Source organism: Mesorhizobium sp. M5C.F.Ca.IN.020.29.1.1, assembly GCF_003997375.1.
Lineage (GTDB): Bacteria > Pseudomonadota > Alphaproteobacteria > Rhizobiales > Rhizobiaceae > Mesorhizobium > Mesorhizobium wenxiniae.
The window spans coordinates 1-11,105 of the sequence record NZ_RZSW01000171.1 but is presented as its reverse complement, the minus strand read 5'-3'; the positions used below and the strand labels follow the sequence as shown (position 1 = coordinate 11,105).

The 11,105-nt window shown below is 62.6% G+C and carries 15 protein-coding genes; 5 read left to right on the top strand and 10 right to left on the bottom strand.

Annotated elements, in window-relative coordinates:
• The coding region (locus tag EOA85_RS15685; RefSeq protein WP_164759685.1) for a cellulase family glycosylhydrolase at positions 1–740 on the top strand (740 nt) is incomplete at its 5' end.
• Positions 741–746: 6 nt separating this feature from the next.
• Here the strand turns inward: EOA85_RS15685 and EOA85_RS15680 are convergent.
• The 8 genes from EOA85_RS15680 to EOA85_RS15645 all read right to left on the bottom strand — a co-directional run bounded on the left by EOA85_RS15680 (position 747) and on the right by EOA85_RS15645 (position 6,361).
• On the bottom strand, positions 747–1,655 hold the full coding sequence (locus EOA85_RS15680; RefSeq protein WP_127210180.1) for a metallophosphoesterase: 909 nt from the start codon (positions 1,653–1,655) through the stop codon (positions 747–749).
• Positions 1,656–1,781: 126 nt separating this feature from the next.
• Entirely contained in the window at positions 1,782–2,819 is a 1,038-nt protein-coding gene (ruvB, locus tag EOA85_RS15675) for a Holliday junction branch migration DNA helicase RuvB (RefSeq protein ID WP_127210178.1), read from the bottom strand.
• Positions 2,820–2,862: 43 nt separating this feature from the next.
• Complete coding sequence (ruvA, locus tag EOA85_RS15670) at positions 2,863–3,483, bottom strand: Holliday junction branch migration protein RuvA (RefSeq protein WP_127210176.1); 621 nt, start codon at positions 3,481–3,483, stop codon at positions 2,863–2,865.
• A 44-nt stretch (positions 3,484–3,527) separates the two neighbouring features.
• Positions 3,528–3,947, bottom strand: coding sequence for a type II toxin-antitoxin system VapC family toxin (locus EOA85_RS15665; protein WP_127210174.1), 420 nt, complete (start codon positions 3,945–3,947; stop codon positions 3,528–3,530).
• Positions 3,925–4,194, bottom strand: a complete 270-nt coding sequence (locus EOA85_RS15660) for an AbrB/MazE/SpoVT family DNA-binding domain-containing protein (protein WP_095517992.1) — start codon at positions 4,192–4,194, stop codon at positions 3,925–3,927. The genes EOA85_RS15665 and EOA85_RS15660 overlap by 23 nt, the downstream gene beginning before the upstream one ends.
• Before the next feature lie 56 nt (positions 4,195–4,250).
• Entirely contained in the window at positions 4,251–4,760 is a 510-nt protein-coding gene (ruvC, locus tag EOA85_RS15655) for a crossover junction endodeoxyribonuclease RuvC (protein ID WP_127210172.1), read from the bottom strand.
• Positions 4,761–5,063: 303 nt separating this feature from the next.
• The gene (locus EOA85_RS15650) at positions 5,064–5,594 is read right to left on the bottom strand and encodes a DUF1465 family protein (RefSeq protein ID WP_127210170.1); all 531 of its coding nucleotides are present in this window, start codon (positions 5,592–5,594) and stop codon (positions 5,064–5,066) included.
• A 362-nt stretch (positions 5,595–5,956) separates the two neighbouring features.
• Positions 5,957–6,361 carry a hypothetical protein gene (locus tag EOA85_RS15645; RefSeq protein ID WP_127210168.1) on the bottom strand — a complete coding sequence of 135 codons (405 nt, stop codon included), beginning with the start codon at positions 6,359–6,361 and terminating at the stop codon, positions 5,957–5,959.
• Positions 6,362–6,707: 346 nt separating this feature from the next.
• Between EOA85_RS15645 and EOA85_RS15640 the strand changes: the two genes are divergently transcribed.
• Entirely contained in the window at positions 6,708–7,259 is a 552-nt protein-coding gene (locus EOA85_RS15640) for a DUF2269 family protein (protein ID WP_127210166.1), read from the top strand.
• 56 nt (positions 7,260–7,315) lie between these two features.
• Here EOA85_RS15640 and EOA85_RS15635 read toward each other — a convergent pair whose 3' ends face one another.
• Together EOA85_RS15635 and EOA85_RS15630 are read right to left on the bottom strand one after the other, a co-directional pair.
• Positions 7,316–8,086, bottom strand: a complete 771-nt coding sequence (locus tag EOA85_RS15635) for a sulfite exporter TauE/SafE family protein (RefSeq protein WP_127210164.1) — start codon at positions 8,084–8,086, stop codon at positions 7,316–7,318.
• Between the two features lie 112 nt (positions 8,087–8,198).
• The gene (locus EOA85_RS15630; RefSeq protein WP_127210162.1) at positions 8,199–8,657 is read right to left on the bottom strand and encodes an Lrp/AsnC family transcriptional regulator; all 459 of its coding nucleotides are present in this window, start codon (positions 8,655–8,657) and stop codon (positions 8,199–8,201) included.
• Positions 8,658–8,791: 134 nt separating this feature from the next.
• Between EOA85_RS15630 and EOA85_RS15625 the strand changes: the two genes are divergently transcribed.
• The 3 genes from EOA85_RS15625 to EOA85_RS15615 form a co-directional block, all read left to right on the top strand.
• Positions 8,792–9,727, top strand: a complete 936-nt coding sequence (locus tag EOA85_RS15625; RefSeq protein ID WP_127210160.1) for a DMT family transporter — start codon at positions 8,792–8,794, stop codon at positions 9,725–9,727.
• Positions 9,728–9,861: 134 nt separating this feature from the next.
• Entirely contained in the window at positions 9,862–10,509 is a 648-nt protein-coding gene (locus tag EOA85_RS15620) for a thiamine phosphate synthase (protein WP_127210158.1), read from the top strand.
• Position 10,510: 1 nt separating this feature from the next.
• On the top strand, positions 10,511–11,105 hold a 595-nt coding region (locus EOA85_RS15615), incomplete at its 3' end, for a tetratricopeptide repeat protein (protein ID WP_245485786.1).

The window sequence follows — 11,105 nt, the reverse complement described above, 5'->3', positions numbered from 1 at the left end:
CCTTCGAGCCGATGAACGAGCCGGTCGTCGACTGCGACGCCGACGGCACCAGCTTCTGGCCGGAGCGCCAGCAGAGACTGTTCGCGGCGGCGCGTTCGTCGGCCACGAAGCTCACCCTGATCCTGACCGGCGCCTGCTATTCCAATGCGGCATCGCTGGCAAAGATCGATCCGAAGGCGATCCCGGACGACAATATCATCTGGACCTTTCACTCTTACGAGCCGTTCCTGCTGACCCATCAGGGCGCGACCTGGGCCGGCGACTTCATTCTTTATGTGACCGGCCTGCCCTATCCGCTCAGCGCTGTCCCGCGCGCCCAGTTGGATGCTGCGCTCGATACGATCCGCGCAAGGATCAAGGCCGAGGCGCCATGGGCGCGGCAGAGCGGCCTGCTCGCCTATCTCGACGAGCAGGTTGCGAGCATCGACACGAATGAGAAACTACTCGGGATGATGGATGCGCCGTTCGCCAGGGTCGAGGCCTGGGCAAAGGCCAACGGCATCAAGCCGGAGAACATCACGCTCGGCGAATTCGGCATGATTCGCCAGGAATACGGCAATCCCTACGTGATGCCGGCCGAATACCGTGCTGCCTATGTCAGGGACATGATCGGGCGCGCCGAAGCCCATGGCTTCGCATGGTCGGTCTGGAGCTATGGCGGCGCCTTCGGCATCGTCGACGCGTTTGACGGCGACAAGGCCGAGCCGGACGTGATGGACGCGATCAAGTCACTTCATTGAAGCGGTTCAGGCTGAATCCAGTTCGATCGAAAGAATCTCTGGGCGCATCCCAAAACGCACCGGCAGAATGCTGAAACCGAGCCCTCCGGAGACGATCAGGTTCCGGTTCTCCTCCACGACATGGCCATAGGCAAAACGGTTGCCGAAGCGGGATGGCACGACTGGAGAATAGCCGAACAACCGCACCTGTCCGCCATGGGTATGACCGGAAAGCGTCAACGATACCCGTGACGGGACCTTCGGGAATATGTCCGGCTCATGCGCCAGCAGGATAACAGGAGCCTTGTCGCGCACCTTTGCCAACGTGCCATGCAGGTCGTCCAGTCCTTTGAATCTGCTGCGGCCCCAGGCCTTGCCCGGCCGCAGCGCAAGTTGGTCCGCAAGTCCGGCGACCCAGAAGCCATGCCCGTCTTTTTCCAGGCGCACCGCATCGTTTTCCAGGACCGGGATGCCGGCACTTTCGAGCGCCCTGCGCGCCACCGTCGGGCCGACCCCGGCTTTCTGCGCAGAAAGGTCCTCCCACCAGTCGTGATTGCCAAGGATTGACCACACGCCGAGCGGCGCCTTCAGTCCTGACAAGGCCGGCGCCCATTCGGAGGAACCCACCCAGTCCGAAACCAGGCGTGTGCCGGCTGCATAGTCGCCAAGCAGGACAATCAGATCCAGCTGCAGGCTGTTCGCCCGTTCGGAAAGCGACCTAATCCGCTCCGGCGTCATCCATGGCCGGCAAGCATGGATATCGGCGAGAGCGACGACGCGAAGCCGCAATCCCGCAGGCCAGTTTGGCGGCGTCAGCGAATAGCGCTTTACATGCGTCAACACCATCGGCTCAAGGCCAACCGCATAAGCGCTGAGCGACACGGCCGATAAGAACGAGCCGCCGATGAGGCGCAGGAAGCCACGTCTGGTGATCATCGCTCAGCTCCGTCGTTCGTGGGACGGACGGTCCCACAGCGAAGCGTTAGAGCCCGCAAATGCGCCGGCAAGCTGACCAGGATTAGGAGATTTGCGCAGGAATGAAGCCGCAACGCGGCGCGGACGCTACTCTTCCTGGAACAGGCTGATCTGCTGCTGCGCCAAGTCCTTCGGCGCATCGAGGCCGAGATGCCGCCAGGCATTGGCGGTCAGCACGCGGCCGCGCGGCGTGCGCTGGATGAATCCCTGCTGGATCAGATAGGGCTCGATGATGTCCTCGATGGCGTCGCGCGGCTCGGAAAGCCCTGCCGCGATCGTCTCGATGCCCACCGGCCCGCCGCCAAAATTCCGCGCGATCATCGAGAGGTAGCGGCGGTCGAGCGCGTCGAGGCCGAGCGCATCGACCTCCAGCCGCGTCAGCGCTTCGTCGGCGATCTGCCGGTCGACATGACCGTCGCCGGCGACGGAGGCAAAATCGCGCACGCGGCGCAACAGCCGTCCGGCGATGCGCGGCGTGCCACGCGCGCGTCGCGCGATCTCCAGCGCGCCGTCGTCGCCGAGCGGCATGCCAAGAATGCGGGCGCCGCGCCGCACGATCTGCTCCAGTTCCTCGACGGAGTAGAAATTGAGACGGACCGGGATGCCGAAGCGGTCGCGCAGCGGATTGGTCAGAAGACCGAGCCGGGTGGTGGCGGCGACGAGCGTGAAACGGGCTAGGTCGATCTTGACCGAGCGCGCCGCCGGCCCTTCGCCGATGATCAGGTCGAGCTGGAAATCCTCCATCGCCGGATAGAGAATTTCCTCGACCGCGGGGTTGAGCCGGTGGATCTCGTCGATGAACAGCACGTCGCGGTCTTCGAGATTGGTGAGCAGTGCTGCGAGATCGCCGGCCTTGGCGATGACCGGGCCGGAGGTCGAGCGGAAATTGACGCCGAGCTCGCGCGCCATGATCTGCGCCAGCGTTGTCTTGCCGAGGCCGGGCGGCCCGACGAACAGCACATGGTCGAGTGCCTCGCTGCGGCCCTTGGCGGCCTCGATGAACACTCTGAGATTGGCCCGCACCGCCGCCTGGCCGACAAAATCGCCGAGCGTCTGCGGCCGCAAGGTTTGCTCGGCATCTTCGCCGCGCTTATCGGGAGCGATGAGGCGTGGCGAAAGGCTCATGCCGCTTTCCTTGCACAGCGTAGGGAACGGGACAAGCACAGTCTCACCGCGCCAGTTCCTTCAGCCCGAAGCGGATCAGCTTCGATGCATCCGCATCCTCGCCGGCGCTTTTCAGCGCCGCCGCCACCGCATTGGCGGCGATGTCGCGCGAATAGCCGAGATTGACCAGCGCCGAGACGGCGTCGGTGATCGGCGCCGGTGCGACGCCTTCGCCGAGTTCCTGCTTCAGGCCGATGGTGCCGGAGGCAGTGCCCGCATAGGCTGGCGCCTTGTTCTTCAGTTCGGTGACGATCCGCTCGGCCACCTTCTTGCCGACGCCCGGCGCGCGGCTGACCATGGCAATATCACGCAGCGCGATAGCATTGGCGAGATCGGCCGGCGCCAGCGTCGACAGAATAGCCAGCGCCACCTTGGCGCCGACGCCCTGTACATTGCTCATTAACAGCCGGAACCATTCGCGCTCCAGCACCGACTGGAATCCGTAGAGCCGCAGCATATCCTCGCGTACATGGGTCTCGATGAACAGCACCACCGCCTCGCCGGGGGCCGGCAAGGCGGCCAGCGTGCGCGTCGAGCAGTGGGCGACATAGCCGACGCCGTGCACGTCGATGATGCAGAAATCCTCGTCGATCTCGTCCAGCGTGCCTTTGAGCTTGCCGATCATGCCAAGGCCCTCATGGTACAGGGGCTCTCATGGATACAAGGCCCTCATGGGTAGTTTTCCGGAGACATGATGTCGAGATCCGGAAAGTAGCTGCGGTAGCGCGCGGCATCGCGCGTCAGCAACCGATGTCCAGAAACGACGGCGTGGGCTCCAATAAAGAAATCCGGCAGCGTTCGTTCGCGGAGCCCGCCTGCGCGGCGATAGCGGGAATGCGTTACACCGGCGAGGAATGCCGCTTCCCATGGCAAGAGTTCGCGATCCATCTTAAGCGTTTCGACTGCTTTACGGAGTGCCGGCTCGGTCGCTATCAGCGGCGCGAGTTCGGACCAGACGATTGTATTGATGACGAGTGTACCATCGCGCCGGCATGCTGTGATCGCTGACGCCGACCACTTCGTCTCCTGTCCGGCAGGACCCCAAACATCGATCAGAACATTTGTGTCAATCAATGTCGAGATCTTCACGTGGACCCCTCAGCCACTCCATATACTCGTCCGTTGTCATGCCTCCCAAGTCCAACGTGCCGGCCATATGATCGAGCAGCTGGCTGAATTTGCGAGAGGCCTCTTCTTCGGAAATGTTTTCGTTGACCGCAACAACACGAGCGCCGTCGTCTGTGGGCACGAACTCCACCTCGGAGCCCGGCCCAATCCCCAAATGATCCCGTATCTCCTTCGGGATCGTCACTTGGCCTTTGCTTGTCACGCGCATGGTAATACCTCGTTGGTATTACTTATTGCCGAACCGAGAACAGGTCAAGAACAAACTTATCCGGCCAGCGCCATCCTATAGGCAACACTGTGCCGGTGATGCGCGTGGCAGATGGCAATGGCCAGGGCGTCGGCGGCATCGTCGGTGTCGAAAGTCGCCTTCGGCATCAGCACCTTGACCATCATGTGGATCTGCTTCTTGTCGCCGTGACCGACGCCGATCACCGCCTTCTTGACGGCGTTTGGCGCATATTCGGCAACGACCAGGCCGGCCAGCGCCGGCACCAGCATGGCGATGCCGCGCGCCTGGCCAAGCTTCAGCGTCGCTGCCGCATCCTTGTTGACGAAAGTCTGCTCGACCGCCGCCTCGTGCGGCATGGCGGCATGCAGGATTTCGGCGAGCCCATCATGCAACTGGCAAAGGCGCCTCGCCAGCGCCGCCTTGTCGTCGGAACGCACGGTACCGGAGGCGACGAAGCGCAGCGAATTGCCGAGGCTCTCGACGATGCCCCAGCCGGTACGCCTCAGCCCCGGATCGATGCCGATGATGCGAATCGCTTCCCCCATTCGCCAAGTCTACCCTTGGCGGACAGCGATGCCAGCGAAATGTGAACAAACCAGAAACAGGGTTCCCACAGCGTCCCATAGGCTGTTTGAGAATTCGCTCTGACGAGGCAGATGGCGTGGTTTCGAGTACCGAAGCGGAGCGGACATTTGGGTCCGTGCAATCGGAGTCGATTTTCGGAAAAGGATCATGCGCAAAATCTAAGCGCTACAGCGTCCTTTGCGCGTCGCCAGACGCGCGGCGCTGTACGCAAGCGCAGAAAACGGCGCCAGGTGTCCGTCGGAGTAGAATTATCAAGCAGCCTGTCAGCCGCGGGCGAAAGCCGTGTTCAGCAGCGTGATCTGATCGGAAACCGGATTGACGGGGTGGCCGGATGGCGAGACCTCGGCCACGGCGCTGCCGTAGATTTCCTCGTCCATGCGGCGCACCAGCGCCTGCAGGCGCAGCGAACGGTTGACGAGGTCAAGAAAATCCTTGGGCAGTTCGACCCAGCCTGCGGCATCGTTGTTGGCGGAAGCGGTGTCGAGACGCACCTTGGATTTTTCGGAAGCAACCTGATCGCGGGTCATCTCGCCGGAATTCGCCGCACGCTGCAAAAGCAGCCAGGAGGCGACCTGCATCAGCCTCGTGGTCAGCCGCATCGATTCGGCCGCATAGAGCGTCGCCGCCAGCCTGGACAGTTTCTTCGCCTCGGCCCGGCCCTTGCCGTCCAGATATTCGGCCGCCTGCTCGACCAGGCCCATGCCTTCCTGGTAGAGCGGCTTGAAGGATTGGGAGAAAACCCGGCGCTCCGCCAGCTTGATGGTTTGCGCGCTTCTCTTCGAAGGATCGTTCATCGATACGCCCTGCACTTGCCCTACAGCCGGCCGAATCGGCGTCATCGCCGTCACGCCCTGCACCCTATATGACCGAGGCTTGAAAATGCGCTTCGCCGCCGGTGAAGGCAAGCACATGTTTAACAAACGGTTAACGACGGCGCAGGCACCGGCAATCCGGATCGCGGGCAAAAAAAGAGCCGCGGATAAGGCGGCTCTCAGGAGTTTAACAGGGAGGCGTCAAACAAAGTGGCTCCAACCACTCGGTAAGAATCCAGATCACTGGATGCACATAGTAAACGCCTGTAAAGCTTAATGAAGCCTTAATGGCGCGGATATTTTTTGATCAAGCGCCGCCCGCCTGTGCCGTAACAGCACAATACTCAGCCCTTTTGCGCCTCAGGAAGCCGCTCGGCTTTCCACACCACCGGCAGTGCGATGTAGGCAAAGAGCAGCAATCCCGCGTAAAAACCCATCGAGGACGTTGCCACCAGCGGCTCGATCGCCGGGTTGCCGGCAAGCATGATGTAAAGGCCAATCAACAGGCCGATGCCACTGATTGCCGTCAACCAGAAATGGACGGTGGCAAGCCTCTTTTCCGCGACTGCCGGAAACAGATGGTAGAAGAAGGCAAACACCGCCGACATCAGCCATCCGGCCACCATGATGTGGGCGTGGGTCGGCATCTGCGTGTGGTCTTGGCTGATCGCCATCTGAAGGCCGAGCGCCATCCCGAACAGTGCGTAGACGACGGCCAGTGTGAAGAAATTTCGTGCTACCTTTTGCATAGTATCCCCCGATTTGCCTGTTCCCGTCATGGGAATGGGTTGAATTCAGGCGGTCGACCCGCCGCCGGGTCCCGGCATCGGCTCATTTGCATCGGCAATGTTTCTGGACGATGCCGCATCGCGCCCCACCCTTCCCGGCGTTGTCAGAATAGCAGGAAACAGCACGACGCGCTGGCGCAATCGCTGAACGATGCCGTCACGGCCGTATCTTCTAGGACACCGAAACAAAGCTGCCTCGCACGCGACATCGTTCCGAAACAGGCGCCGCGCTAAACGCCCTCTCCTCGCCGCGAGATGGAGCAAATATGCGCCGCTCGCAGTCGTCAAATATCCAAGGAGGGGAACCATGGATTGGTACTCGATCATCAAATTTCTGCATGTCCTCTCGGCGATCCTCTGGGTCGGCGGCGGCTTCACGCTGATGGTGCTTGCGGTGCGCGCCAACCGCGCCGGAAACATTGAAGGCATGCTGCAGGCGATGCGCGCCACTGGCGAGCTGGGCAACAGGTTCTTCGCGCCGATGTCGATGCTGACGCTCGCCTTCGGCCTCATCATGTGCTGGTTCTGGGTCGGCTTCTCCGCCCTGTGGATCTTGATCGGCCTTGCCGGCTACGCGACGACTTTCTGCATCGGCATGTTCATCTTCAAGCCGACCGCCGACCGCATGGCGGGGATGATCGCCAAGGACGGCGTGACACCGGCGGCCCTCGCCCAGGGCCAGCGCATCCTCAACGCTGCACGCGTCGATTATTCGGTGATGCTGGTGATCATCGCCGACATGGTGCTGAAGCCGACGCTGAACGATGTCACTATCCTGGGCTGCATGGCGCTGGTCCTGACCACCGGAATTGCCCTCGCCCTCGGCGGAACGCGCCGGCTGGTGCCGAGCGCCGCCTGAAATCTGCCGTGACGCTGCCGGCGGCTCGGCTGCCGGCAGCTTCCATGGCTGGCAATCTAGAGAAGGCCGGAAATCCCGTCCCACAGAAGCTTGACCGCAACTACCGCCACGGTTGCGTAGGTGAAGGGGTAGAACAGTTCCGGCCGCATCCGCCGGACCAGCCAGGCGCCGGCGATGGTCGAAAGCGGCGCCAGCGGTACCAGAACCGCCGACGCGGTCAGGTTGGTGGTATCGAACTGTCCCAGCGCAAAATAGGGGATGAGCTTCAATGCGTTGGTGGCGGCAAAGAAGATTGCAGCGGTGCCCGACAGCACTTTCGGATCGAGCCGGATCGGCAGCGCATAGACCTGAAAGGGCGGACCGCCGACATGGGCGACAAAGCTGGTGAAGCCGGCGACCGTCCCCCAGAATGCAGCAGCCGCGCGGTTGGGCTCGGCTGAGTGGCTCGCACCGTGCCGCATCTGTAGATAGACCCAGCGAAGCACGAAGAGAATGGCCACCGCGCCGACGATCAGCCGCACCATTTCCGCTGTCACCAGCGCCGCGGTCAGCCAGCCGAGGCCGATGCCGATCACCGCCCCCGGCATCATGTCCGTAAGCATCTTGCGGTCATAGACACCCCACCATGTCCACACCGAGACGATGTCCATCAGGCATAGAATCGGCAGCAGGACGGCGGCGGCCTGCACCGGCGGCATGGCCAGCGCCATCAGCGGCACCCCGATGAAACCGACCGCACCGCCAAAGCCGCCCTTGGACAGACCGACCAGGATGACGGCTGGAATGGCGGCGGCATAGAACCAGGGATCGAGCAGAAGACCTGACATCGGCGGGGAGCAGTTGGAGGGAAAGCGTATAGACGCTGGAATAGCCGATAAAGTTTCGCGTCGCGACCGCAAATGTGCACACAATGCGATGCGTCGTGAGTGCTGAGGCCTGTTACGGTTTTGAGATGGCGGTCGCGGCAAGCGGCGGTGGGCGCCTCCGGATCGGCTGCGCCTTGATGATGGCTGTGCTCGTTTCGGCTTTGTCGGCGACACGGTCGAGAAGCTTGTCGAGATCGCCGATCGAGCGCACGAACAGCCGGGCAACAAAGCAGTCGTCGCCCGTCACCTTGTCGCATTCGCCAAACTCCGGGATCTCCTCGATCAGCTTCTGGACGATATGCAGCTTGCCCGGCAAGGGCCGGATGCGAACAATCGCCTGCAGCGAGTAGCCGAGCGCTTGCGGGTCGATCTCGACGGTGAAAGCCCTGATAACGCCACGATCCTCCAGCCGACGCAGCCGTTCCGCCACGCTCGGCGACGACAGTCCTACCTGCTGGGCCAGTTCCTTCAACGAGGTTCGCGAATCCTTGATCAGGATGTCGAGAAGGCGTCGGTCCAGATCGTCCAGCATTTGACATTCCCAACTAAAAGGCCGCCGTCACCTTATTTAATTAGGCACGGCCGGCATATCACCTATCGCAAGACATAGGAAGCGCTTGTGCCGCATGGGATTATCAACCCATCAGCATTCGAGAGGTAATCTTCATGGACAGCACGGTGCGCGGCACAATCGAAATGACGGCCGCAATGGCCATCCTCGGCACGATCGGATGGTTCGTCGTCATGTCGGGCGAGCCCATCATGGACGTCGTCTTCTGGCGCTGCGCCTTCGGCGCGATAACGCTGCTGATCATCTGCGCTGCCCTGGGATTGCTGCGCGGCGGGCTGTCGCTGCGCATCGTGGCGATTGCGGCCCTTGGGGGCGCGGCCATCGTCATCAACTGGTTGCTGCTGTTCAGTTCGTTTTCCCACGCCTCGATCTCGATCGCCACGGCAGTCTACAACACCCAGCCCTTCATGCTGGTCGGCTTTGGCGCGCTCTTCTTCTCAGAGCGGCTGACCATTACGAAGCTGGCCTGGCTCGGCATCGCCTTCGCCGGCATGCTGCTGATCGTGCACGCCTCGCCTGATGTGGGGCCCGATGCAGGTCCTAATACAGGCACAGGCAATCTCGGTACGGATTATTTTACCGGCATCGCAATGGCGCTGGGTGCGGCTTTCTTCTGGGCTGTGGCCGCCATCGTCACCAAGAAGCTCAAAGGCACGCCACCGCACCTGATCGCCCTGATCCAGGTCTGCGTCGGAGTCGTCATGCTGGCACCCTTCGCCAACCTTTCCCACCTTCCCGCCGATGCGTGGAGCTGGAGCATGCTGACGACGCTTGGCGTCGTCCATACCGGTCTGATGTACATCCTGATGTACGGCGCCATTCAGAAACTGCCGACTCATCTGCAGGGGTCGCTGTCCTTTATCTACCCTGTGGTCGCGATCCTGGTCGATGTCGTCGCCTTCGGCCACCGGCTGCATCCGGCCCAGATCGTCGGCGCCGCCGCCATCCTGGTCGCTGCCGCCGGCATGAATCTTGGCTGGACACTGTGGAAATCGGAGATCCCAGCCGAGAGCACCCAGGCGATCAACTGAGCGAAGAACGTCGCCGGACGACAATCATGCGCCAATGATCCTGCCCCGCCCGCCTGTTCAAGGCCGGCACTTTGCTCTATGCCGCAATGCAACCATCTTCGCCCGGCATAGGCGAAAACCGGGATCGAAAACCAATGAACGACGCAACGCCTCCAAATCGCTGCCGCATCGTGCTGATCGCGCCGCCCGGCGTGCCGGCTGAGCGCATCGGCGCGGCGTTCGAGGGCGGCGACGTCGCCTCGCTGATCCTGCCCGAGAACGGCATGGACGAGGCCTCCTTCCAGGCCTTCGCCGAACAGATCGTGCCGGCGGCGCAAGCGGCAGGCGTTGCCGTCGTCATTGCCGGCGACACCCGCATCGCCGGCCGCGTCCAGGCAGATGGCATCCATGTCGAGGTCGGCAAGGCCGAACTCGCCGAGACGATCGACCGTTTTCAGGCAAAAATGATGGTCGGCACCGGCGGCGCCAAGACACGCGACGATGCGTTGGAACTCGGCGAGCTCAGGCCCGACTACATCTTCTTCGGCCGCTTCGGCTACGACAACAAGCCGGAGCCGCACCCGCGCAACCTGTCGCTGGGGCAATGGTGGGCGGATGTGATCCAGATCCCTTGCATCGTCATGGCCGGGTTCGATCTCGCCTCGGTCGAAGCGGTAGCTACCACCGGCGCCGAATTCGTGGCGCTGTCCAGCGCCGTCTTTGCCGACGGCGTCGACCCGAAGATGGCAGTCGCCAGCGCCAATGCGCTGCTCGACGAAACCGCGCCGCGTTTCGAGGACTGACGTGCCGGCGTGGACAATCCTTTTCGGTGCTTTGCTTGCGGCCCTCACGGTGCAGGCCGCCGTGGCGGAAACCGCCCCGTTGCCGCAACCCAAGCCCGACATCGGTGCAAGCACCGACAAGCCGATCGCCACGCCGCTGCCGCAGCCTGCCACCACCGCCCCGCTGCCGTCGGCCGACGCCATCAATCCCGACCGCTTCGGCGCAAAGCCGTCGGATTCTGCCTATGGCGCCTTCCAGCGCGGCCTTTACAAGACGGCCTACAACCTCGCTTTGGTTCGCGCCCAGAACGGCGACCCGGCGGCGCAGACATTGATCGCGGAGATATTGTCGCGCGGTCTTGGCGTGCCGGTCAACGCTGCGGAGGCGGCAAAGTGGTACGCGCTTGCCGCCGAGCAGGGCATACCAGAATCGCAGTTCCAGTATGCGCTGATGCTGCTCGACGGCCGCTACGTCAAAAAGGACGAGAAAGGGGCCTACGCGCTGATGCAGGCCGCCGCCGAGGCCGGCAACCGTCTGGCGCAGTTCAATTTCGCGCAGCTGCTGGTCCAGCAGGACCCCGGCGATGCCGGCATCGCAAAGGCCGTGTCCTATTATC